A 21,716-nucleotide genomic window follows, 5' to 3' on the forward strand; every position below is an offset into this window, starting at 1 on the left:
CGCCCCTAGCGTCGGGCAGCTAAGGGGCAGGAGGCGGCGGATCCGCAGGCTGGTCAGCGCGCCAGGGCGTCCGCCACTCCGCAGCGTCCCAGCCGTCCATGATGTAGATGCGCTCATGCGCGACCCGTTCGTCCCGGAACTCCAGAAGGTTGACGGTGTACATCCAGGGAGCACCGTCGTAGCTGATCAGGTTTTCGACAACCACCAAGTCATCGCGCCGGGTGATCCGTCGGGTGTGGAACTTGAGTCTGGCCGGATACTGACGCCGCCATTCGCGGAAATTCTGCACCCCCTCGAACCGTTCGCCGGACTGCGGAAATTCAAGCACCGCGTCGTCGTGATAGATCTCGTGGGCCACATCCTCATCGATGCCGGAGTGGTCCCAATGACGCCGCAGCGCGTCCAGAAGGTCTGCATCGTCGAGCATCTGTACCTCCCGGGCCGGAATCAGATGCTATCTCCGGGCGCCTGGCATGGCAATGGACCATTGATCCCGGCGCCGGGCTCCGCCGTCGGACGCCAGACGTTCCAGGAGTGGCTCGACGCCATCGACGCCGTGTAGAAGCCGGCGCTCCCCGCCCTGGTAGGGGGTTTCCGGGCATCCACCGCCGCCTACCTAAAGCTCTCCCCTTTTGGCTCCCCTTCCTGCCACCGCGGCCATCCGGGGCGTGGCCTGCGGACGTATGGTGATCCCGCCGGCAGGTGATGCAACGGCCCCGGCGTTACTGACATAACCCAAGGGGACTGTTATGCGCCTGCTCCGCCTCCTCATCGCCCTCCTCCTCGCGGCGTCCGTTGCGCTCGCGCTCCCGCTCCCCGCCCAGGCTGCCGACGTCGGAATCCCTGGCCCTTCTTTTGCGGCCGACGGCGTAAGAACGCCAACCGCTGACAAGGCCCAGAGCAAGCTCTGGTTCCAGGACGGGAGCTGGTGGGGGTTGCTGTGGAGCGAATCCGCCCATGCGACAACGATCCACCGGCTTGATGCCGCAACGCAGACGTGGCAAGGGACCGAGACAGTCGTCGACCCGCGTCAGACGGCGCGGGGAGACGCCCTGTGGGACGCAGTAGACGGCAAGCTCTATGTCGTGTCGAGCACGACGGTGCGCTCGGAGTGGAACTCGCCACCGTCCCAGCTGGCGGTGACGTCCGGGTCCGCGGAGCTGCACAGGTTCAGCTATGACGCGTTGGCCAAGACCTATTCGCAGGATGCTGGATTCCCCGTCACCCTGCACAGCGGGAGCACGGAATCGATCACGGTGGCCAAGGACTCCCTCGGCAAGCTGTGGGTCACCTACACCACTGTGTCCTCCGACAACAGCAACCGCGTCTACGTCAACCACTCAACCACCAGCGACACGGCGTGGGGCACCCCGTTCGTCCTGCCCACCACCAACGCCCAGGTGCACTACGACGACATCTCCGCCGTCACGTCTTTCCAGGGCGACAAGATCGGCATCATGTGGAGCAACCAGCGGCCGGGACAAAAGAAGTTCTACTTTGCCGTCCATCAGGACGGGCAGCCAGAGGACTCGTGGCAAACAGAGGTGGCTTACGGCGGGGGAAAGAACTGCACCGGTGGCTGCGCCAACGATCATCTGAACCTCAGGCAACTGACCAGCGACGGCAACGGGCGTCTCTTCGCCGCGATCAAAACCGCCAACCGGAAGGTGGGCCAAACGTTGGTGGCGCTGCTGGTGCGCGATGGTAAGGGCGACTGGACCAGCGCGGAGTTCGGCGAGGTGCAGGACCTCCACACCAGGCCGATGGTCATGATCGACGAGGAGCACCGCGAAATCTGGATGTTCGCGGTGGCGCCCGAAGAGGGCGGGACCATCTATTACAAGAAGTCGCCGATCGACAACGTTTCCTTCGCGCCCGGGGCAGGCACCCCCATTATCAGCAGCGGCACCGACACGGACATCAACGATCCGACGTCAACGAAGCAGAACGTCAACAGCCAGACGGGCCTGGTGGTGCTGGCGTCCTCGAGGCAAAGCGCCAGATACTGGCACGCCTACGTAGATCTTGCGCAGTAGCCCGCCACCGCCTGGCCGCTTGGAACGACGGCGACAGCCGCCGTCGCCCTGCCCGTGCGATACGCCACTCCCCAGCCCCATCCGGAATAGCGAAGGGCCGCCACGCAGTTGTCCCAACCATGAAGGCAATCACTTACAGCGAATACGGAAACCCGGACGTCCTCGAATACGGCGACCAGCCGATGCCGAAGGTCGGGCCCGGAATGGTCCTGGTCAAGGTCAAGGCGGCAGCAGTTAATCCGGTGGACTGGAAGATCATGGCCGGCGGACTGGACGCGGTCATGGACCTGCAGTTCCCCGCCATCCCCGGCTGGGACGTGGCAGGCGTTGTGGAGTCCGTAGGTATCGATGCGAGGCAGTTCCAGCCCGGCGATGAGGTTATCGCCTACGGCCGCAAGGACTACGTCCACGGCGGCAGCTTCGCCGAGTACATCGCGCTGCCGGAGCGGGTCCTGGCCAGGAAGCCCGCCACGCTCGGATGGAACGAATCCGCCGGCCTGCCGCTGGCCGGGCTCACCGCCTACCAGGTGCTCAACCGGCTGGGCCTGACGGCCGGGGAAACTGTCCTGATCCACGGCGGCTCCGGCGGAGTGGGCTCCCTCGGCATCCAGATCGCAGTGGCCATGGGCGCCAGCGTCATTGCCACGGCCTCGGAGAAGAACCACGAATTCCTCCGCTCCCTCGGCGCCGAGCCGGTTGCCTACGGCGACGGTCTCGCGGACCGCGTGCGCGCGCTGCGTCCCGACGGTGTGGAGGTCGTCGCAGACTTCGTCGGCGGCAACCTTGAGGCCACGCTGGCGGTGCTGGCCGACGGCGGCCGGCACGCCTCCATCGCCGACAGCGACGTGGAAGAGCACGGTGGGGAGTGGATGTGGGTCACCCCCGTAGGTTCGGATTTGCAGGCTCTTGCTGACATGGCGGACCAGGCCAAGCTTCGCGTGGAAGTTGCCGAGGTCTTCCCGCTGGACAAGGCCGCCGATGCCTTCCGGTCCAACATGGACGGCCACACCCGCGGCAAAATCGTGATGGCCGTAAACCAGGATTCCTGATTCGATAACGGTTTGACGAAGGCTCCGCCCCGTGGGGACGGAGCCTTCGGCGTCGGAACAGCATTCGTGAGAGGCTGGGAAAAACTCACATTGGGGGAAATTGTGAATGTTGGATGGATGCTGCTTAACGCAGCTGTGCTGATCGTGCCTATCGCCTTGGGCGCCACGCTGCTGTACTGGATCATCCGGCTGGGCGTAAAGCACGGCATGCGCTCGTACTACGCGGACCGAAACCGGGAAACGGCCGTAAATATGCCCAGCGGCGTGGGATAGCCCGCACCCGCACCTGGCCGGAAGCACCTGCGCACGCGCCGTCGTCGCAAAACCTGCTACTCCCCTTTCCGCCGCACCATCTCGCCGATCCATGCCGGGGCGAACGGCGACGTACACCCCGGGGGCGTCGGGTAATCCTTCAGCACTTCAAGCCGCTCACCGATCGCGGTGGCACGCTTCCGGTAGGCGGAGTGCTCGATCCCGATCTGCGCCAGGCACGTGTTCATTGCCCACTGCAGCCTGTCCGGGGCGTCCTTCATCTCCGCTTCGATGGTGTCCAGCAGGGCCGGCAGGTCCAGGCCCCCGGGTTTCTTGACCACGCGGTCCGAGGTCAATGCCCAGCCGGCGGCAGCCACCGCGGGGTCCGCGTCAGCCAGCCACGCGGTGCGCAATTCCTCACCGTGCGGGCTCTTCTTGACCACATAGTTCACCAGCCAGTCCTGCAGCTTGGGGGCGCGGGCGTCGCGCAGCATCGCATCCAGCTCATCCCGCCGGAACGCCTTGGGGCGGCAAACCAGCAGCGCCAAAAGCCGGGCTGCCGTATCGCCGGTCTCCCACAGCCGGACCGACAGGTCCTGCTGGGTTTTCAGCCGCTTCGCGAGCGCGCGCAGCTGGCTGAGGTTCACGCCGTGGTCATCCCCGCGTTTTTCGTTCGCCTCGCGTACCTTTACATCCTCGAGCTCAGCCAGCTGGGCCATCGCTTCGTCAACGGTCGTGTGCGCCGCCATGTCCGCCACAACTTCCTCCCCTTGTTGCCTCTTGGTTCAGGGTACGACGACGGCACCGCACCTTCACCGGATTGGGTCACCCAAGCTCCCACGCCTGGTCCGCTCCATCCCCGCGGCCTTTCGCCGGCGGCGAAGCCCGAACCACGCACCGGCACCGGCGAGAAGCAGGGCGACACCGATGACGGGAAGGGCAGGGAACGGTTCACTGCCAGCAACAGGAGCGCCCGCCACCTCCACCGGTACAGCGGCCTGGATGGGCTCCGCCGGTGTCGCTGTTACGGATGTCGCAGCAGGGGTAGGCGGTTCCGGGGCAGGCGGGGTTTCCAGAGGCTCATTAGCGGCTTGGACGTTAGCCGAAGCCTCGGCAACCTCTGCCGCCTCTGCGACGGCCGGCGGTTGGTACCCGGTGGATTGCGGCGGGATGTAGCCCGGTGCGGGAACCCGCGGGGCCTGAACCGGAGTGGGCGCCTGGACAGCCGGTGCCGGCGCGGGTTGGGCAGGCACCGGGGCGGGTTGGTCAGGGACTGGGGCCGGCGCGGGTTGGGCAGGGGCCGGGGCGGCCAGTGGTGGCGTGTACGCGGGTGGGGTGAAAGGAGGTTCCACCACCGGCGCCGGCGGGGGCTCCTCGGGAACCTGCCGGTCGCCGGGGTCGTAGCAGTACCTGATCCCGTCGGACATCCAGCAGACGTAGTCCGCCTGCGCCGGTGCCGGCACCAGCACGACGGCCCCCGCGGCCATCAGGATAACGGCGGCAGAGCGCCGCAACGGATTGATCCCCAAAATTCCCCCAAAATTCCGGCCGCACGCGGCAGTGCTCCGATCCTACCGAAGGTCCGGCACCGGCATTGGCTCAAGATTCGGGCAATTATTCCCGCTGATGGACAAAACCCCTTCCGTACGTCGGCGCGGCTTCCTACAGTGTCCACACAGGCCGGACGGGGGACACCATGAAAAGCCAGGACGCATCACCAGCCCGCAATAGGGATCGGACGACGCCGGAGCCTCCGGACGCCGCCCACCGGCCCGTTCCCGCTCCCCCGACAAGGCGTCCCACGGCGTCCCAGCCGCCGGTCCCCCGGGTCAGCGGCCGAGAGCGCGAAGTCCAGCAACTGATCTACGATCTCGCCCTCCTCGCTGCCAGGAAGTGTCCGCAGTATGGCACGCAAGCCAGCGCACCGCCGTCGTAATTTCCGACGGCGGTCGCCGGCCAACGTGCATAACTCCCCTACTGTCCCGGTGCCCGGTAGGTCGGGGTCTTCTTCGCGGCTTCGTCCAGGTCCGCCACCGTCAGGAGCGGCTTCAGCCGGACGTTGACGTTCCCGGACGAGTTGATCAGCAGCGACAACGCTGCAGCGCTGGCATCGTCCGGCGCGTCAAAGACGCCCAGGACGTCATAGTAACCAAAGGCGTAGTAGAAGCTTTCCAGCGTTCCGCCCACGGACTTCAGCGCCTCCGTCAGGGCATCGCGCCGCGCGGTACCGCCTTCCTGCATGAGCCCCTTGATGCCCTGGCCCACGTACGTTGCTTCGAACAGATACTTCGGCATGGTCTTTCCCTTTGATGTGTTCTCATACATGCCGGCGCGGAGCGGGCGATGTCAGCAGGGCGCCGTGAGTGGCGCCGGGGGCAGCGGGCACCCGGCACCTGGTTCGGTGGCAACGGGATTCCACGATCGCCGTTACGGCAGAAAGTATTCCTCCCATCCCGGGCAGTCAATATCCCGGGATACCTAACGGCAAAGTGGGGCATTCCTCCCCTTTGCACAGCCCGGTGCCGGGACTAGCCTGACCGGCATCAGCGTCCATCACCGTCAGGAGTCCGTCATGGCCGGGTTTGTGCAGATCATCGAATTCAACAGCTCGCGAATTAACGAGATCGTGGACCTGGGCAGGCCCGCCAGGACCGGGGAAAGCTCGCCTGCAACGTTCCGCCGCATCATAGGCGCAGCTGACAGGGACAAGCCCGGGCACTACTTCACCATCGTCGACTTCGATTCCTACGAGTCGGCCATGGAGAACTCGAACCGGCCCGAAACATCGGACTTCGCCGCGAAAATGGCGGAGCTGTGCGACGGGCCGGTGACCTTCCACAACCTCGACATCATGTGGGAAGACACCGGAACCGATGAGGGCAACGGTTAACTGCGGGAGCGGCGCCTTCGTCCCGGCGAAACGGACGACGGCGGTGGACGGTAAGGGGGCACCGTCATGACCTACGTCATGGACCTGGGCGACGTCGACCGGAACGACGTCGCCGCGGTGGGTGGCAAGGCCGTGGGCCTCGGCGGCCTCATCCGGGCCGGGCTGCCGGTCCCGCCGGGGGTGGTCCTCACCACCGACGCCTACGCGGCCTTCGTCGCGGAGAACAAGCTCGGGGAGGCCATCCAGGAGTTGGCCTCGCTCCCGCCTGAAGCGGCGGCCGAAGACTACGAGCACGCCTCCGCCCTCATCAGGACCCTGTTCAGCAAAGGTGCCATGCCCCCACGCATCCGGGCGGAACTCGAGGCCACCTATGAGCGCCTCGGCGGCGCGGACACCGCCGTGTCGGTCCGCTCCTCCGCCACCGCCGAGGACCTCGCCTCCGCCAGCTTCGCCGGGCAGCAGGAAAGCTACCTCAACGTCCGCGGCATGGACGCCCTGGCCAAGGCCGTCATCAACTGCTGGGCCTCCCTTTGGACCGCGCGTGCGATGGCCTACCGCGCACGCGAAGGCATCCCGCCCGCCCAGGTGCGCCTCGCCGTCGTAATCCAGCAAATGGTGGAGGCCGAGGCAGCCGGGGTGATGTTCACTGCCAACCCCTCAAACGGCCGCCGTGACCAGACGGTGATCAGCGCCGCCTGGGGCCTGGGCGAGGCCGTGGTCAGCGGGCAGGTCACCACCGACGATCTGACCGTTGAGACCCGCACGGGCAAAGTCCTCACGCGGCAGACTGGCGACAAGGAACTCATGACCGTACCCACGGAGAACGGGACGGTCGAGGAAAAAGTGGCGGAAGCCCGCCGTCGTGCGCCCGTCCTGGTCGATGCCGCGGCGGCTGAACTGGCTGCCCACGGCCAGCGGACTACCGAGCATTTCGGATCCCCGCAGGACATCGAGTGGGCGCGTGCAGGCGGCAGGTTCTTCCTGCTCCAGTCCCGGCCCATCACCGCGCTGCCCGAACCCGCGGGGGACGTCCCCACGGAATGGCCCGTCCCCTACCCCAAGGGCCTCTACTTCCGGGCGAGCATCGTGGAGCAGATGCCGGAGCCGCTCTCCCCGCTCTTCGCCGACCTCATCGACGGATCCGTGTCCCGCTCCATCTCGGCCCTGATGAACCAGGCGCTGGGCGGCCACCCCCTGCGCGAGGGCGACGTCCGCTTCCCCACCGTCAACGGCTACGCCTATTACTACTACCGCACCTGGCCCATGCTGCGGATGACGGCCCGGACCGTCCCCGCCATGAGCGCGCTGTTCCGCGGCACGGCGCACATGGGGGTGGCGGGCTGGCGCGACTACTCGCATCCGCGCTACGAACGGATCATCAAGGACTGGCAGGCGAAGCCGCCGGCCGGGCTTTCCGGAGCCGATCTGCTGGCGGGCGTGCAGGCCCTCCTGGACGCCGGCACCGTGTACTACACGGCGGTGCAGTCCATCATCCCGCTGGCCGACATGAGCGAACTCTCCTTCCAGGGCTTCTATAAGACCGTCCGGCGGCGCGGCGATCCTCCGGCCCAGGAGTTCCTCCTGGGCTTCGACAGCGAACCGATCCGGGCGGAAAAGTCGCTGTACGACCTCGCAGGCTGGGCGCGCAGCGACCCTTCGCTGGTATCCGCCCTGTTGGAAAGTACGACGCCGGAACTCGCCGAGTGCCTGCGCACCGGTTCAGCACCGGCCGGAGTGGACGGCGTCCTGTGGCAGGAGTGGCGGATCGCGTTCCAGGAGCATCTGGACCTCTACGGCCACGCGGTCTACAACCTGGACTTCGCCACCCCGGTGCCGGCCGACAACCCGTCCGCCCAGCTGGAGACGGTGAAGTTTTACCTGCGCGGGCAGGGCACCGACCCGCATGAGCGGCAGCGGCTGCTGACCGAGCGCCGGGAGGAACTGACCCGGGTGGTCTCCGCCAGGCTGCGTCCGCGGCGTCGGGCACTGTTCCTGCGGGTGCTGAGGTGGGCGCAGGAGACGGCCCCGGTCCGCGAGGACGCGCTGGCCGACGTCGGACTCGCATGGCCGTTGCTCCGGCGGTTCCTGCGGGAGCTCGGGCGGCGGCTTGTGGCCTCCGGCGTCATCGCTGAGGCCGATGATGTGTTCTGGCTCCGGTTCTCCGAGCTGCAGGGTGCCGTGGAGTTCGGGCTCGCGGAGCCCGAAGCTGGCATTGCCCTTGCCGGAGCCTCCCGGCCGGTCCGCGCCGCCGCAGTCGAGGACCGCAGGATGCTGTGGCGCGGCCAGTCCAAGGCTGCGGCGCCACAGATGCTCCCGCGGAAGGCCTGGATGGAGAAGGCGTTCGGCTCGATGATGCCGGGAGGCCCGCAGCAACAAGCCGGCGGCGTGATCAAAGGCACCGGCGCAAGCTCCGGCCGTGTGACAGCGGCCGCCCGCGTCCTCCGGGGCCCCGGGGACTTCGGCCTGATGCAGCCCGGCGAGGTGCTGGTGGCCCGCATGACCACTCCCGCCTGGACGCCGTTGTTCGCGATGGCCTCCGCGGTGGTGACCGATGTGGGCGGCCCGCTGAGCCACAGCTCCATCGTGGCCCGCGAGTACGGCATCCCGGCCGTCCTGGGCACCGGGGTGGCGACCCAGCGGCTGGCCGGCGGGCAGACGGTGAGCGTGGACGGCGACGCTGGCACGGTAACCATCATTTAACGCGCGGGCACCTGACTTTGCGTGCATGATATTCGGGTGAACAAGAACCGGCTCGAAGCCTTCAGCGACGGCGTCCTGGCGATCATCATCACCATCATGGTGCTGGAACTGCACACCCCGGAGGAACCAACGTGGGCAGGCGTCGCCGCCATCCTGCCCACACTTTTCACCTATCTGCTGAGCTTCGTGTATGTGGGGATCTACTGGAACAACCACCACCACATGATCCACCTCGCCAGCCGGGTGAACGGCACCATCCTCTGGGCCAACCTGCACCTGCTGTTCTGGCTGTCCCTGTTCCCGTTCACCACCCGGTGGATGGACGAGTCCGGGTTCCTGCAGGTCCCCGTGCTGCTGTACGGCATCAACCTGCTGTCCGCCGCGATCGCCTACTTCATCCTGGAGCGGCGGCTGATCGCCGTGCAGGGGAAGGACGGGCCCCTGGCCCGGGCCGTCGGGAGGGACTGGAAAGGCAAGGCCTCCCCGCTGATCTACCTCACCGGCATCGCCCTCACCTTACTCCAGCCGCTGCTGGGGGTGGCCGTCTTCACCGTCGTCGCGCTGATCTGGCTGGTTCCGGACCGGCGGGTGGAACAGTTCGTCGTTAGGGCCCACCAGGAGAACGCCGGGTAGCGTTGTTCCGGCTACTCCCCCATGCCAGGATGCACTGGAACAAAATCCACCTTGTTTCCGGAATTGGTCCGGCTGGCCGGGGCCCGGTTAAACCCCCTGGCATCGAGGCCGTTCTTGGCGCGGAATTCGGCGACCGCTGAATCGTAGGCGTTATTGAGGGCGCGGCCGGAGAAATCGCCGGTGGTTCCGTCGTTGAAGGCGATCCGGATACGGACACTGGCCGGGTAGTGCCGGTTCATGCGGACGTAGCCGTCAGCGTCCTGCTGGAGGGTGATCACGGAATCCTGCTTTCGTTCGTAAGGGCAGTCCCAAGTCTCCCGCAGAAACCGCAATGGCGGCACCCAACCAGGCGTGCCGCCGTCGTAATTCCCTGCTTAGCAGTGGACCGGGCTGTAGAACGCAGCGCCCCAACTGGATTTGTCGGTGGCGTTCGGACCGAAGCTGGCGTCCAGGGTGATGCACTGGCCACCGGCGGTCTGCGTGTTGGTGTAGACCGGGCCGGCATAGTACGAGTAGTAGCCGCTCGAAACGTCGTCCGGGCCGTAGGACGGGTAGTTGCCGATCATGTTCTGGCGGTACATCTTGATGCCGTACGTGGGTCCGTAGGCGTAGGCCACCGAACAGTTCTTGCGTGCCGTGGAGTTCCAGTACACGTCGATGGAGCCGGTTTTGGTGCCCGGTTTCCCGTACCGATAGTCCTTGCTGTAGGTCGGCACGGTGATGGGATGCGACCCGATGTACGTGTAACCCGTGCCGCACGGGCCCGCTGCGGTAGCGGGAACCGCCGCCACGAGGGAGGCGCCGGCAGCGACCCCGGCAGCGACCAGCAGCGAGATACCTTTTGTTTTCAGTTTGCCCTGCGAGGACTTCATGGTGACTCCAAGTGATGGGTGGCCTGGTGCAGCGAAGGTGCTGCAGCGCAGGCCCATATAAGCACACCGATTGGACGAAAAGACAGGGCGCAACATGGGGAGGCCTCCCCACCGCCTCAAATTTGCCGCAAGGTCCTTGATACTGCCCTGCTGCGTACCGCCATACTGGGCGATGGGGATGACTCGGCGGTGCGCGCTCTCACAAGGAATTACCGGCCGCCGGCGCTCATCGCCTGTTTATGGCCGGAGGCACCCTGCAGAAAGACGCCCCACCCCTGGTCGGGCGGCGGCTACCGAAGGCCCAGCGCCACCACGAGGCCGATAACCACGGCGGCCACGACCCCCAGCGAGATGTAGAGTCCGGCCTTCATCGAACTCTTCTGCACCGTGGCGCCGGCGCTGGGGAGCGCTTCCTGCCACGCTTTGATGGCGTCCAGGCCCTGGTAGTAGGCGAACATCATTGCGGCGCCGCCAGCCGCGCCCGCCACAGCGCCCAGGCCTCCCGCTCCGCTCATGGCGGCTCCGGCGGAACCTGCGCGGCTCAAGCCGGTGGGGTCCGTGCGGCCATCCGCGCCGGCGGCCATCTCCGCGAGCTGCCAGGAGGACGGGCTGGGCGACAAGGACGCGCCCACACCCGTGACGTCGTACTTCCGGCCGTTGGCCGTGACCACCATCGTCCCCATGCTCGTGAACCGGACCGCCGCCTGGGATGCCGGCACGGAAAATACCGGCACCCCGGCAGCGTCATGCATGCTGAACGTGCCCGCGCTGTCCATGGCCACGATGGCAGGTACTGTCTTGGCTCCGTTGATCATGCTCTTGCGCCAGTAGAGCAAGGACTTCATCGGGGACGCGGAACCTGCGGATGCTATTTCCATGACCACAGCTTAGGCGGCACCCCTCGCCGTCCGCCCGCAGCCGGCATGGGGAGATCTCCCCCGCCGCCGGAGTGGGTCAGCGGCCCAGTTGGGGATCACTGGTGAGCGGGCCGCCACTTTCGATGCGGCCAGCCAGGACGCGGACGAGCTTGGGATCGCCGGCGGACGTGACGGTGAGGTCGTACCAGCCGCCCTGGGTGGTGATGACGACGGTTTTGCCCTGTCCCGGGTTGAGCGTCAGGGTCTGGGAACCGGCGGCGTAGGCGTCCGCGAGGGTCAGGGTGACCGCCGCGGCGCCCGGGTTGTCGATACGGAACTGCGCGTGCGGGGATTTGCCATCTCCGGTGACGCTCACGCGGATGTCCGCGGCCGTCGTCGTACCTGCGACCCGCCGGTACCAGCCTGCCGGGCCGTGCATCTGCACGTCGTACTCGGCACCGAGCGCCCACGAGGCATCCAGCGACGCTCCTGCCCCGATGGTGTAGGAGTACGGGCCGGCAGGGAGCAGGTTGGAGCGGACCTGGACGTGCGCGCCCAGGGTTCCATGGTTGGCCCACCGCGCCGCGAGCTTTCCGGCTTGGACGGTCGTCTCGACGTCCAGGGCGTAGCCAAGGGGGCGGGACGGGCGGGTGCCCTTTTCCTGGCTGGGCATTGAGTTCGACGCCGGAGGTACCGGCACGTAGCTGGGGTGCCGTTTGTGGTCGGCCGGCTTGTACGCGGACGTGTCCGCCAGCGCCGGTGCGGCCCCACCCGCCTTGGAGAAGTCGAACGCGCTGGTCAGGTCCCCGCTGACGGCCCGGCGCCACGGCGTGATGTTCGGTGAGGCCACGCCGAAGCGGGCCTCAAGGAACCGGACGATGGAGGTGTGGTCGAACGTTTCGGAGCAGGCCCAGCCGCCCATGCTCCATGGCGAGGCCACAATCATGGGCACGCGTACGCCCAGGCCGAAGTGCCCGGGGACGTCCTTGTCGCCGTAGAACGTGGGGCTGCCGTCGTACCATTCACCGGCAGTGGAAACCGTGGAGGCGCCGGGAATCTGCGGGGTGTTCGGGTGCGGCGGGACGATGTGGTCGAAGAAGCCGTCGTTCTCGTCGTACATGAACAGGACAGCCGTCTTGCTCCACACATCTGGGCTGGAGGTGAGGATGTCCAGGATGTTGGCGGCGTACCAGGCGCCGAAGTTCGGCGGCCAGTTCGAGTGCTCGGAGTACGCTTCGGGCGCCACGATGTAGGAGACCTGCGGCAGCGTGCCCGACGCAACGTCCTTGCGGAGGATGCTGAACAGGTCGTCGCCGGCCTTGGCATTGGTGCCGGTCCGGGCTTTGTCGTACAGCGGGCTTGCGGGCTTCGCGTCCTGGTACTGCTTGAAGTACAGGAGTGAATTGTCGCCGTAGTTGCCGATGTAGGCGTCATCAGTCCAGCCCTCATAGTGTGCCGGATCAAGGCCCTCACCGATGTCCTGGTAAACCTTCCAGCTCACCCCGGCCTTCTCCAGTTCCTCCGGGTAGGTGCTCCACCAGTAGCCCTTCTCGCCGTTCCACAGGTCCGGGCCGCCGCCCTTCCGGTCGGGGTCGTCTCCGCCGGCGAACATGAAGTAGCGGTTCGGGTCGGTGGGGCCAAGGACCGAGCAGTGGTACTGGTCGCAGACCGTGAACGCGTCGGCAAGCGAGAAGTGGAACGGAATGTCCTGGCGGCCGTAGAACGCCATGGTCGCGTCCGTCTTCTGCGGCAACCATTTGTCGTACTTCCCGTTGTTGAAGGCCTCGTGCGTGAGTTTCCACGAGTGGTCCAGGTCCTCCATGAACTGCATGCCAAGGTCCGGCGCGTCCGGGTGGAACGGCGTCACTTCCCGGGTGGCGTTGGCCTGGTGGAAGCTGTCCTTGCCTGACGGCAAGAGTGCCGGGTGCGGGTCCGCGAACCCGCGCACGCCCTTCAGCGTGCCGAAGTAATGGTCGAAGGCACGGTTCTCCTGCATGAAGATCACCACGTGCTCAACGTCCTTGATGGAGCCCGTGGCCCGGTTCGCCGGGATTTCCGCGGCCCGGGCGATGCTCTGGCCCATCATCTGGGAAACTGCAGTGCCAGCCGCACCTGCGGCGGAAAGTTGAAGAAAACGACGGCGGTTGAGACCTGCCATGGGGGAGCTCCTAATGCGTTGGCTTTTGATGTCCCCCGCAGGGAACTATGCCAGCGCTGCGTTAAGGCCCCGTGTACACGGCCTGAATATCAGGAAGCCTCCCAGGTCACTGACCCAATCCAGGCTGCGCCTCGGGAACCGCGCAGGAGGACGAGCACGTCGAACTCTGCGTCAGCCCGTACGAAGTGTCCCTGCGGATGTACGACACATAGATGGCGGCGGCGGCACCCACCCGAGTGCCGCCGTCGTCCGTCCTGCTTGCGTGGCCGCCCGGGGACTATCGGCGGGTGCCCGCCGTGGAATCCGTGTCCTCACGTGTAATCGCATCGCCGACGGCCTCGCCGGCATGCCCACCGCGGGTTTTGACCAGGCTGGCCACAGTGGCCACCAGGATGGTGGCGCCAATGAAGACCAGGGAGAACCAGATGGGGATCTCGGGTACCCAGAGGAGCGGCTGGCCGCCGTTGATGAAGGAGAGCTCGTTGACGTGCAGGGCGTGGAAGACCAGCTTGACACCGATGAACGCGAGGATGACAGCCAGCCCCTGCGCCAGGTAGACCAGGCGCTCCAGCAGGCCGCCGATGAGGAAGAACAGCTGCCGGAGTCCCATCAGGGCGAAGGCGTTGGCGGTGAAGACGATGTACGCCTCGCTGGTCAGGCCATAGATCGCAGGGATTGAGTCGACGGCGAAGACCAGGTCCACGAACCCGATGGCGATAATGGTGAGCAGCATGGGCGTCACGAACCGCTTGCCGTCCAGCTTCACGGTGAGCCGGTCGCGGTGGTACTCCGGGGTGACCGGCAGGACGCGGCGCACCAGCTGCATGAAACGGCCGTCAGCGGGGTTGGCATCGTGGCCGCTGAACGCCTGCCGGTACGCGAGGAAGAGCAGCAGGGCGCCGAAGATGTAGAACACCCAGGAGAAGTTTTCGATCAGCGTGGCGCCGACGGCGATGAACCCGCCGCGCAGGACCAGGGCGATGATGATGCCCACCATCAGCACCTTCTGCTGGTACATCCTGGGGACGGCAAATCCCGTCATCACAATGAGGAAGACAAAGAGGTTGTCCACCGAGAGGGCTTTTTCGGTGAGGTAGCCCGCGAAATACTCGCCGCCGTAGGTCCAGCCCGAGACGGTTCCGATTCCGACGCCGAACAGCAGCGCGAGCCCGATGTAGAACGCCGACCAGCGTGCCGACTCGGCAATGGACGGTTCGTGGGGTTTGCGGACGTGCGCGAAGAACTCGTAAACGAAGAACAGGACCGTCACGGCAATGGTGATGATCCAGATGAGCGGTGTGACCTGCATGAGGGTACTCCAAGGGGTTGGCGCTGACAGTGACGCCAAGGTCTCCTCCGCCCGGTTCTACCGGAGCCGGTGGCCCGGGATGCTTCGCTGCATCCGTATTGACGGGCCACGCACAGACGGGAGTACTCCCCTTGATGGCTTAAATGGTAGCTGATTAACGGGCGACGGCGGCACCCGGGCCGGGTGCCGCCGTCGCCCGCTTGGGCGTCAGGTCATGGGGCGGGCCGCACGACGATCGCCGTACCGCACTGGTTGGTCACCGTGCCGGAGCTTGAGGATGCGGTTGCCACCTTGGCGCCGGTGGCGGACGTATCGGTCAGGGCCAGTGAGTCCACTTCCAGGGCCGCGTTCGACTTCGACGCGATGTTCGACGTCGAGTCGCCCAGCTCACCCATGCCCGCCGGCGGCGAGAACGACGTGGTTGCCGAGTTGGTGCCGTTCCGCACGCCATGGGCTGTCAGCAGCAGCGCCCCTGGGGTCACCGGCGTGATGGACGGAGCCCGTACACCAGGGTAGGCCACCCCGCTGTTGGTGTCAGTGGCCGGCGTGACGTCCAGCGGCGTGGTGGTGCTGGCGCCCTGCACGGCCACTGTCGACCACGCATACCTGGCAGCGGGTTCCGGCACGCTCGGTGCGGTATCACCGGCCTGCATCACCCGGTACCAGACGGCTTGGTGGGCGGAGGTGGAGCTTGCGCTCGTGAAGTCACCGACCGCCTGCGTCCACCCTGCCGGGGCCGTGGTGTTCGCCGATCCGGAGACGGTGACCTGCGAGAACAGGAAAACCGTGTCGCCCGGTTGCCAGCCCGCCGGCAGTCCCGGCGTGTACGAGCCCGCTGCGGTCAACTCCCCCGCTCCGCTGGCCGTGGACCGGACCGAAATCGCGGATGTCGGCGGAGGCGGCGGAGCGGTCGTGGTTGTCGGCGGAGGCGGCGGAGCCGTCGTGGTTGTCGGCGGAGGGGGCGGAGCCGTCGTGGTTGTCGGCGGAGGTGTCACCGTCGCTGTAGCTGTCGCTGTAGCGGTAGCTGTCGCCGTCGGACTTGGTGAAGGTGCCGCCGGCCTGGTGATGGTGAAACTGTCCGTGTACGTGCCCCCCGAGGCCCGCACGAAGTTGCCGGTCAGCGTGGTACTGGTCACCGATACCTTCAGGAAGCCGTACGTGGGGTTGTTGTTGCTGCCCATGAAGCTTTGGAAGTACGGCGCAGTAGTGGTGTTGTTCTCGCTGTTCAGCGACCTGCCGCCCGAACCGACCGTGGCCAGTATGGTCCCGGTGCCGGCCGCGAACTGGCCGTTCGCATTCGTGGACGCGACGCAGTCCGGGTTGAAGCTGCTGACGGGAATGGCCGTGCAGCTGCCCTTGAGTGCCAGCGGGTAGCTGCGCGCGTAGGCGTGGTCGTGTGCCTGCATGTACAGGTCCACCTTCTTGGAGACCAGCATGTTCATAAGGTCAGGGCTGGCGGCGCAGGGATAGTTGACCATGGACAGGCAGTACATGTGCATTCCCACCACGATGAACGGGATCCCGGCGGCACGGGCCGAGTCGATCGCCGACGTCACGAACTTGTAGCCCTGCGTGCCGGACTTGTAGGACCAGTCGAGGCCGCTGCCGCTGAAGGTCAGCTTCGGGGAAACCATGATCAACCGCACCAGCGGGCTGCTGGCCGGGTAGTCCGTGTAGAACTGCTGGGCATAGTTCCCTACCGAACCAAGCTGGTCCGGCAGGCACGAGGCGAAGTTGGTCCACACTCCGTCAGGTCCGTCGTCCTCGTGGTTTCCGGTCACGAACTCATAGGGCATGGTCCCCGCGTGCTGCTTGACGAACGAGCACCAGGCCGATTCCGGAGTGATCTGGGAGTACGACAGGTCACCAAGGTTGAACATGGCGGCGACGCCGCCGTTGTGTGCGGCATCAATGACCTTCCCGGTCACCGTGTTTCCGCCAGTGTCACCGGCGAATCCGAGGCTCACGGTGGTAGCGGCGCTGGCTTCCGAGTCCCGCGAACCGGACAGGTAGTAGAAGTTGGCGAGTATCAGCGCAATGCCCAGGAGGAGGGCCAGCACCCACCGCAGCGGGTGGCTCACGAGCCGGGCGGCGTTCACTTGCAGCTCCATTCGGTGGCGCGGCGCAGGCCGTTGTCGGCTGCTGAGTAACCGATCACAACGGTGTTCGCTCCCTGGCGGGATACCGAACTCGCGGATCCGGACACTCCAGTGAACTGGGCATCAGATCCTGGCGGCAGGATCCGTGCGCTCTTGCCGATCCATATCACCGCCTGGGGCCGCTCCCCGCGGAAGGACGGCGAGCTTCCCGATCCCACGGTGACGCCCGCGATTCCTGATGATGCGCTCGATTTGGGACCGGCGGCTGCCGCCCCGACGTCGGTCACCGCACTCGGAGCAGCCCACGTCACGGCATGCGTTCCGTCCGCCACCGCGCTCTGTCCAAGCGCCTGCCCCGTCGCATCGATCCCGAGGACGACGCCGCCTTTACCACTGAGGGTGGGGAGGGCTTTGGCAGAGCCGTCTGGCGCCCACAGGACCGGAGTAGCGTCGTCGGAAAGGGCCACCCCGCCGGCGGTGCCGTCCGGGCCGATCGCGAAGGCATGCCCGCCCCGCGCTCCGGCAGGCAAGGTGAGCTCACGGGCCACGGCAGTCACGGAGGGCCAGACGGCGGGACGTTCGTCTTCGTCAGCGCCCGGGCCGTCCGAATGCTCTTCATCAGCCACCAGGGCCCCGGCAACGATTCCGTTATCCGAGATCGCGGAAGGTATGGCGATGTCACCGGGCTTGACTGGCAGCGGATGGTACTGCCCGTCCTGCCACCACCATCCCACCAATACTTCGTTTGTGGCGTCATACCCCGTGCCGACCACAACTCCTGCCGCGTTGACCGAGGCAGGGGCGACGGCGTCGAGGGGGATGGTCAGCTGGGTGGGCTGGCCGCCGCGCCAGAGCACCGGGGCGGAACCGCCTCCGGCTGTATCGGCGATGCCGATGACCAGGCCGTTGCTGCTGGAAGCGATCGCGTTGCTGCCGGGGCCGCCAAGGCCGGGGAAGATCCGCACCGAACAATTCGTGGCCTGGGGCAGGTCGGGGCCGGCCGCCGTAGCGGCAACGGGAAGCATCACCATGCCGCCTTCGAGCGCCAGGAGGGCGGCTGTCAGTAGGGCCTGGGGCCGGATGTCCCGCGGCCCGTCGTGATGACGGCCTGCCGGACCGCCACCACCTGTGTCGGCACGCCGGGAATTCTTCCGGTTGCCGCTGCGGCCGCCGATGCCAAAAATTCTGTTATGTCGCAATGTCGCTCCCTGGAGTTGAGACTCCATGCCCCAGCAGCACGCGCAGCGCATCCGGCCCCTGCATAACCGCGCTGTCCTCGAAGAGTAGGGGCGCCCCCGGCACATGTCACGAGTACCCGGTACCTGCATTCGTCGCATGCACGATACTTGCCCAACGCAACCGTCCCGCTTACCCCTAAAGCCCCCAGTATCCGGACGACGGCGCCACCCACCCGGGTGCCGCCGTCGTCCGCCCTGCCGGGGCAAGCCCTACTTGAGCTTTGGCACCAGCACCGGGGTGCTCTTCTTGTACTCCTCGTAGTCGGCCTGGCCGCCCCACTTCTTGTCCGCCTTCTTCTCCAGTGGCGGTACGCCGCTGCCCTTGGTCAGCAGCAGCGCCACGAACAGCGGGGAGACCAGCGCCGCCCACTGCCAGCCCTGCAGGACCGGCAGCGCAATGATGGCAACGCCCACCCACAGCGTGATTTCGCCAAAGTAGTTGGGGTGGCGGGACCGGGACCACAAGCCGGTGCTGATGAAGCGGCCCTTGTTCCTGGGGTCGTCCTTGAACCGGTTCTTCTGGAGATCGGCTGCGGTCTCGATGCTGATGCCCGCGAGCCACACCACCAGGCCCACCCAGAAGAATGCGTCCAGGCCCACCTTCTTGTCCGACGTGATGGCCACCCACGCGAGCGCAGCCGTAAGCACCACCCACAGGCCCTGGATGGTCCACGTGTTCAGGAAGCGGAAGAAGTCCGGCTTGAGCTCATCGAAGCGGTCGTCCTTGCCATGCTTGCTGATCCGCAGGAACAGGAAGCTGCCCAGCCGCGCGGCCCAGAGCACCACCATGGCCGCCAACAGCATGCCGCGGGCATCCACGCCCGGGGACGCCAGCACCAGGAACACCGTGATGGAGATGTAGGTCAGGGCCCCGGTGAGGTCGTAAAACTTCTCCGTCTGCGCCTTGTAGGACGGGATGAACACCAGCCACTGGATCACAAAGGCGATGGCCACCCCCAGGGCGAAGACCGGGAACCCGCCAATCCTGGATCCGCCCTGGCTTCCGGCAAGGGCGATGAGCACGGCCACCACAACGGCAATGACGGTGCTGATGAGCGCCTTGCGGCTCTTCTGGTTCACAGACAGCTTCCTTTCCCCTGGCCCGCCGCGCGCTGCTGCACGGCCGGTCCCGTCCGCCCCCGACGGGCGCGGTTTCATCCAACAACAACTTAGCCGTGGTGGCCTTGTCCACTGGGTGTTCGTAGCGTGAGCGGGATTGTATGGGTGGAGGTGTACAGCTTTCGGGTTTAGGCAGTCCACCCCCGGCCGTGGCTTCGAACCACTCCTGACCCGCACCCGACGCAAGGAGTCCTCCATGAGCCCCCGCACCAAGAACTGGCTGGCCGCCTACGTTGTCAGCGCCCTGATTTTCGCCGTGCTGGACGTGGTGTGGATCCTGCTGGTGGCCAACCCGCTCTACCAGAGCCAGATCGGCCACCTGCTGGCACCCAAGGCCAACCTGCCCGGCGCGGTGCTGTTCTATCTCGTCTTCGTGGCGGGAATGGTGCACTACGGCGTGCGGCCCAACAGCCCTGGGGCCACGGTGCGGCAGCGGGTAACGGGCGCTGCGCTGTTTGGCTTCTTCACTTACGCCACTTGGGCGCTGACCGGGTTCGCCGTGCTGAAGGATTTCACCGCCCTCGTGGCCCTGACGGACATCCTCTGGGGAGCCGCGGCATGCAGCCTGGTGACGTGGGTGACCGCATCCGTCCTGCGCCGCCGGCTCAGGAAACCCGCCGTGGCGTGAATCCGCGCGGCGCACCCGCGTCACGGACGGCATGCTTTAGACCAAGGAAAGACGGCGGAACCCCGGAAAGCCGGGACCCGCCGCCGTCCGTTGCTGCTAAAGCCTGCCCTGCGTGACGCGAGGCCGGGCCCGGGGCTAGCCGAAGAGCGCTGCCACCTGGGTGAGCGTCTGGAAGACCCCGTAGGCCAGGGGAATGCCCACCAGGATCCAGGCCAGGACCAGCCTGCCGGTGGACTTGCGGACCGGCTCGTGCGCGCCGTGGGGATGTGCGGTGCTGCTCATTTCAGGCCTCCTTGGGGGTTAGGTGCTGTTCGGGGCGGGATTCATGGAACCGTGGGTCCACCGGTTTGACCAGCAGGTTGGCCACAAAGCCAATCACCAGCAGCGCCACCATGGTCAGCAGCGCGGGCTGGTAGGACGCGCCATTCAGCTGGCCCGGCTTGCCCTGCGCGTCCAGGATGCTGTTGACGATCAGCGGGCCGGCCACGCCGGCGGCGGACCAGGCGGTAAGGAGCCGGCCGTGGATGGCGCCCACCTGGTAGGTCCCGAACAGGTCCCGCAAGTAGGCCGGGACGGTGGCAAAGCCGCCCCCGTAGAACGAGATGATGATGAAGGCGAGCACCACGTAGAGGGCCGTGGCACTGGACCCAGCCAGCGCCAGCACCGTGTACAGCACGGCACCTACGCCCAGGTACACCATGTAGATCCGCTTGCGGCCGGTAACGTCGGAGGTGGCGGACCAGGCGAACCGGCCGGACATGTTGCCGATGGACAGCAGCCCCACGAACCCGGCAGCGACGCCGGCGCTCACCAGGGACTTGCCGTCGGACTGCCGGAAGAAGTCCTGGATCATCGGCGCCGCCTGCTCCAGGATGCCGATGCCGGCCGTCACGTTGCAGAACAGTGCCACCCACACCAGCCAGAACTGCCGGGTCTTGATCGCGTTCTTCGCCGAGACGTTCTCGGTGGTCACCAGTTTGGCCGCCTTGACCTTGGAGGGGTCGAACCCGGCAGGCCGCCAGCCGTCGGCGGGCACCCGGACGGTGAACGCACCGAACAGCATGTAGGCGAGATAGACGACGGCGAGGGTGAGGAAGAGCTTGCCCACGGCATCGCCGCTGGCAACCCAGCCCTGCGCACCGGAGTTGGGATCGTACGCCTTGAGCAGGGCCTGGGACACAGGGCTGGCGATCAGCGCGCCGCCGCCGAAGCCCATGATCGCCATGCCGGTGGCCAGGCCCGGCCGGTCCGGGAACCACTTAATCAGCGTGGACACCGGCGAGATGTAGCCGATGCCCAGCCCGATGCCGCCCACCACGCCGTAGCCCAGGTAGACCAGCCAGAGCTGGCGCGTGAAGATGCCCAGCGAGCCGATGAGGAAGCCGCCGGCCCAGAACATCGCGGACGTGAACATCGCCTTGCGCGGGCCGTTGGTGTCCACCCAGGTACCCATGACCGCGGCGGAAAGGCCCAGCATCACGATGGCGATGGAAAAGATGACGCCCACCTCGGTCAGGCTGGCGCCGAAATGCTTGACCAGTGCGGTCTTGTACACGCTGGTGGCGTAGGCCTGGCCGATGCACAGATGGACGGCGAGCGCGGCGGGCGGGACCAGCCAGCGGTTGAAGCCCGGCGGGGCGATGGAGTGGTCACGGTCCAGGAAGCCCATGGTTGTTTCCCTTTGCTTGTCGAAGACGTCGATGTCTGATCGATCCAGAGGCGAAAGACCTTAGTGAGCCCGGCCCCTTGCCTTGGGCAATCATCATGCAAATCATCAGCAAACGTACTGTTGGCGCGCCGAACGGCGTGGATTTTACGCCGAGTGGCGCTCCGGCTCCCGTCAGCGACCCGCCGGACAGGTTCGGAAACGTCCAAT

The 21,716-nt window shown here is 66.5% G+C and carries 20 protein-coding genes; 7 read left to right on the forward strand and 13 right to left on the reverse strand.

What is annotated here, in order from left to right:
- Nucleotides 1-19 precede the first annotated feature (19 nt).
- Entirely contained in the window at nucleotides 20-427 is a 408-nt protein-coding gene (locus tag J2T23_RS16120) for a nuclear transport factor 2 family protein (protein WP_141180928.1), read from the reverse strand.
- A 322-nt stretch (nucleotides 428-749) separates the two neighbouring features.
- Between J2T23_RS16120 and J2T23_RS16125 the strand changes: the two genes are divergently transcribed.
- The 3 genes from J2T23_RS16125 to J2T23_RS16135 all read left to right on the forward strand — a co-directional run bounded on the left by J2T23_RS16125 (nucleotide 750) and on the right by J2T23_RS16135 (nucleotide 3,358).
- The gene (locus tag J2T23_RS16125; protein WP_307361603.1) at nucleotides 750-2,036 is read left to right on the forward strand and encodes a hypothetical protein; all 1,287 of its coding nucleotides are present in this window, start codon (nucleotides 750-752) and stop codon (nucleotides 2,034-2,036) included.
- A gap of 119 nt (nucleotides 2,037-2,155) precedes the next feature.
- Nucleotides 2,156-3,085 carry an NADP-dependent oxidoreductase gene (locus J2T23_RS16130; RefSeq protein ID WP_307361606.1) on the forward strand — a complete coding sequence of 310 codons (930 nt, stop codon included), beginning with the start codon at nucleotides 2,156-2,158 and terminating at the stop codon, nucleotides 3,083-3,085.
- A 117-nt stretch (nucleotides 3,086-3,202) separates the two neighbouring features.
- Nucleotides 3,203-3,358 (forward strand): hypothetical protein, encoded by a 156-nt coding sequence (locus J2T23_RS16135; protein WP_307361608.1) that lies wholly within the window; start codon nucleotides 3,203-3,205, stop codon nucleotides 3,356-3,358.
- Nucleotides 3,359-3,414: 56 nt separating this feature from the next.
- Here J2T23_RS16135 and J2T23_RS16140 read toward each other — a convergent pair whose 3' ends face one another.
- Both J2T23_RS16140 and J2T23_RS16145 read right to left on the reverse strand, forming a co-directional pair.
- The gene (locus J2T23_RS16140; protein WP_307361610.1) at nucleotides 3,415-4,086 is read right to left on the reverse strand and encodes a DNA alkylation repair protein; all 672 of its coding nucleotides are present in this window, start codon (nucleotides 4,084-4,086) and stop codon (nucleotides 3,415-3,417) included.
- Nucleotides 4,087-5,311: 1,225 nt separating this feature from the next.
- A complete protein-coding gene (locus J2T23_RS16145; protein WP_141161327.1) occupies nucleotides 5,312-5,632 on the reverse strand; it encodes a GYD domain-containing protein in 321 nt (106 codons plus the stop codon).
- A 277-nt stretch (nucleotides 5,633-5,909) separates the two neighbouring features.
- Between J2T23_RS16145 and J2T23_RS16150 the strand changes: the two genes are divergently transcribed.
- From J2T23_RS16150 to J2T23_RS16160, 3 genes are all read left to right on the forward strand, one after another.
- Nucleotides 5,910-6,227 (forward strand): hypothetical protein, encoded by a 318-nt coding sequence (locus J2T23_RS16150; RefSeq protein WP_307361614.1) that lies wholly within the window; start codon nucleotides 5,910-5,912, stop codon nucleotides 6,225-6,227.
- Nucleotides 6,228-6,293: 66 nt separating this feature from the next.
- Nucleotides 6,294-8,927 carry a PEP/pyruvate-binding domain-containing protein gene (locus J2T23_RS16155; RefSeq protein WP_307361616.1) on the forward strand — a complete coding sequence of 878 codons (2,634 nt, stop codon included), beginning with the start codon at nucleotides 6,294-6,296 and terminating at the stop codon, nucleotides 8,925-8,927.
- Nucleotides 8,928-8,963: 36 nt separating this feature from the next.
- Complete coding sequence (locus tag J2T23_RS16160; RefSeq protein ID WP_141180922.1) at nucleotides 8,964-9,560, forward strand: TMEM175 family protein; 597 nt, start codon at nucleotides 8,964-8,966, stop codon at nucleotides 9,558-9,560.
- Nucleotides 9,561-9,571: 11 nt separating this feature from the next.
- Here the strand turns inward: J2T23_RS16160 and J2T23_RS16165 are convergent, their stop codons facing one another.
- The 8 genes from J2T23_RS16165 to J2T23_RS16200 all read right to left on the reverse strand — a co-directional run bounded on the left by J2T23_RS16165 (nucleotide 9,572) and on the right by J2T23_RS16200 (nucleotide 19,173).
- Nucleotides 9,572-9,838, reverse strand: coding sequence for a hypothetical protein (locus tag J2T23_RS16165; protein ID WP_141180921.1), 267 nt, complete (start codon nucleotides 9,836-9,838; stop codon nucleotides 9,572-9,574).
- A gap of 96 nt (nucleotides 9,839-9,934) precedes the next feature.
- Complete coding sequence (locus tag J2T23_RS16170; protein WP_307361619.1) at nucleotides 9,935-10,432, reverse strand: hypothetical protein; 498 nt, start codon at nucleotides 10,430-10,432, stop codon at nucleotides 9,935-9,937.
- Nucleotides 10,433-10,722: 290 nt separating this feature from the next.
- Nucleotides 10,723-11,310, reverse strand: a complete 588-nt coding sequence (locus tag J2T23_RS16175) for a hypothetical protein (protein WP_246839758.1) — start codon at nucleotides 11,308-11,310, stop codon at nucleotides 10,723-10,725.
- Nucleotides 11,311-11,386: 76 nt separating this feature from the next.
- Nucleotides 11,387-13,447 (reverse strand): phosphocholine-specific phospholipase C, encoded by a 2,061-nt coding sequence (locus tag J2T23_RS16180; protein ID WP_307361622.1) that lies wholly within the window; start codon nucleotides 13,445-13,447, stop codon nucleotides 11,387-11,389.
- Nucleotides 13,448-13,724: 277 nt separating this feature from the next.
- Entirely contained in the window at nucleotides 13,725-14,756 is a 1,032-nt protein-coding gene (locus tag J2T23_RS16185) for a TerC family protein (RefSeq protein ID WP_307361625.1), read from the reverse strand.
- Nucleotides 14,757-14,968: 212 nt separating this feature from the next.
- Nucleotides 14,969-16,855 (reverse strand): metallophosphoesterase family protein, encoded by a 1,887-nt coding sequence (locus J2T23_RS16190; protein WP_307361628.1) that lies wholly within the window; start codon nucleotides 16,853-16,855, stop codon nucleotides 14,969-14,971.
- A complete protein-coding gene (locus tag J2T23_RS16195) occupies nucleotides 16,852-18,054 on the reverse strand; it encodes a hypothetical protein (protein WP_307361631.1) in 1,203 nt (400 codons plus the stop codon). Before J2T23_RS16195 ends, J2T23_RS16190 begins: the two co-directional genes overlap by 4 nt.
- A gap of 249 nt (nucleotides 18,055-18,303) precedes the next feature.
- Nucleotides 18,304-19,173: a DUF1295 domain-containing protein gene (locus J2T23_RS16200; protein ID WP_141161335.1), complete on the reverse strand. Its 870-nt coding sequence runs from the start codon at nucleotides 19,171-19,173 to the stop codon at nucleotides 18,304-18,306.
- 235 nt (nucleotides 19,174-19,408) lie between these two features.
- Between J2T23_RS16200 and J2T23_RS16205 the strand changes: the two genes are divergently transcribed.
- Nucleotides 19,409-19,840 carry a DUF2177 family protein gene (locus J2T23_RS16205; RefSeq protein WP_307361635.1) on the forward strand — a complete coding sequence of 144 codons (432 nt, stop codon included), beginning with the start codon at nucleotides 19,409-19,411 and terminating at the stop codon, nucleotides 19,838-19,840.
- A 135-nt stretch (nucleotides 19,841-19,975) separates the two neighbouring features.
- On the opposite strand, the gene J2T23_RS16210 is transcribed toward J2T23_RS16205, so the two are convergent.
- Both J2T23_RS16210 and J2T23_RS16215 read right to left on the reverse strand, forming a co-directional pair.
- Nucleotides 19,976-20,122 (reverse strand): MFS transporter small subunit, encoded by a 147-nt coding sequence (locus tag J2T23_RS16210; protein WP_168223104.1) that lies wholly within the window; start codon nucleotides 20,120-20,122, stop codon nucleotides 19,976-19,978.
- 1 nt (nucleotide 20,123) lies between these two features.
- Entirely contained in the window at nucleotides 20,124-21,509 is a 1,386-nt protein-coding gene (locus tag J2T23_RS16215; RefSeq protein WP_307361638.1) for an OFA family MFS transporter, read from the reverse strand.
- Between the last annotated feature and the right edge of the window lie 207 nt (nucleotides 21,510-21,716).

Origin of the sequence: Pseudarthrobacter niigatensis (genome assembly GCF_030812615.1) — a bacterium.
GTDB classification, from domain to species: Bacteria; Actinomycetota; Actinomycetes; order Actinomycetales; family Micrococcaceae; genus Arthrobacter; species Arthrobacter niigatensis.

What these genes read in the sequence shown, in the direction of transcription:
- J2T23_RS16210 (WP_168223104.1), bottom strand. Translation starts at nt 20,122, where the DNA reads ATGAGCAGCACCGCACATCCCCACGGCGCGCACGAGCCGGTCCGCAAG.
- J2T23_RS16185 (WP_307361625.1), bottom strand. Translation starts at nt 14,756, where the DNA reads ATGCAGGTCACACCGCTCATCTGGATCATCACCATTGCCGTGACGGTC.
- J2T23_RS16155 (WP_307361616.1), top strand. Translation starts at nt 6,294, where the DNA reads ATGACCTACGTCATGGACCTGGGCGACGTCGACCGGAACGACGTCGCC.
- J2T23_RS16135 (WP_307361608.1), top strand. Translation starts at nt 3,203, where the DNA reads ATGCTGCTTAACGCAGCTGTGCTGATCGTGCCTATCGCCTTGGGCGCC.
- J2T23_RS16205 (WP_307361635.1), top strand. Translation starts at nt 19,409, where the DNA reads ATGAGCCCCCGCACCAAGAACTGGCTGGCCGCCTACGTTGTCAGCGCC.
- J2T23_RS16215 (WP_307361638.1), bottom strand. Translation starts at nt 21,509, where the DNA reads ATGGGCTTCCTGGACCGTGACCACTCCATCGCCCCGCCGGGCTTCAAC.
- J2T23_RS16175 (WP_246839758.1), bottom strand. Translation starts at nt 11,310, where the DNA reads ATGGAAATAGCATCCGCAGGTTCCGCGTCCCCGATGAAGTCCTTGCTC.
- J2T23_RS16140 (WP_307361610.1), bottom strand. Translation starts at nt 4,086, where the DNA reads ATGGCGGCGCACACGACCGTTGACGAAGCGATGGCCCAGCTGGCTGAG.
- J2T23_RS16150 (WP_307361614.1), top strand. Translation starts at nt 5,910, where the DNA reads ATGGCCGGGTTTGTGCAGATCATCGAATTCAACAGCTCGCGAATTAAC.
- J2T23_RS16180 (WP_307361622.1), bottom strand. Translation starts at nt 13,447, where the DNA reads ATGGCAGGTCTCAACCGCCGTCGTTTTCTTCAACTTTCCGCCGCAGGT.
- J2T23_RS16130 (WP_307361606.1), top strand. Translation starts at nt 2,156, where the DNA reads ATGAAGGCAATCACTTACAGCGAATACGGAAACCCGGACGTCCTCGAA.
- J2T23_RS16145 (WP_141161327.1), bottom strand. Translation starts at nt 5,632, where the DNA reads ATGCCGAAGTATCTGTTCGAAGCAACGTACGTGGGCCAGGGCATCAAG.
- J2T23_RS16120 (WP_141180928.1), bottom strand. Translation starts at nt 427, where the DNA reads ATGCTCGACGATGCAGACCTTCTGGACGCGCTGCGGCGTCATTGGGAC.
- J2T23_RS16170 (WP_307361619.1), bottom strand. Translation starts at nt 10,432, where the DNA reads ATGAAGTCCTCGCAGGGCAAACTGAAAACAAAAGGTATCTCGCTGCTG.
- J2T23_RS16125 (WP_307361603.1), top strand. Translation starts at nt 750, where the DNA reads ATGCGCCTGCTCCGCCTCCTCATCGCCCTCCTCCTCGCGGCGTCCGTT.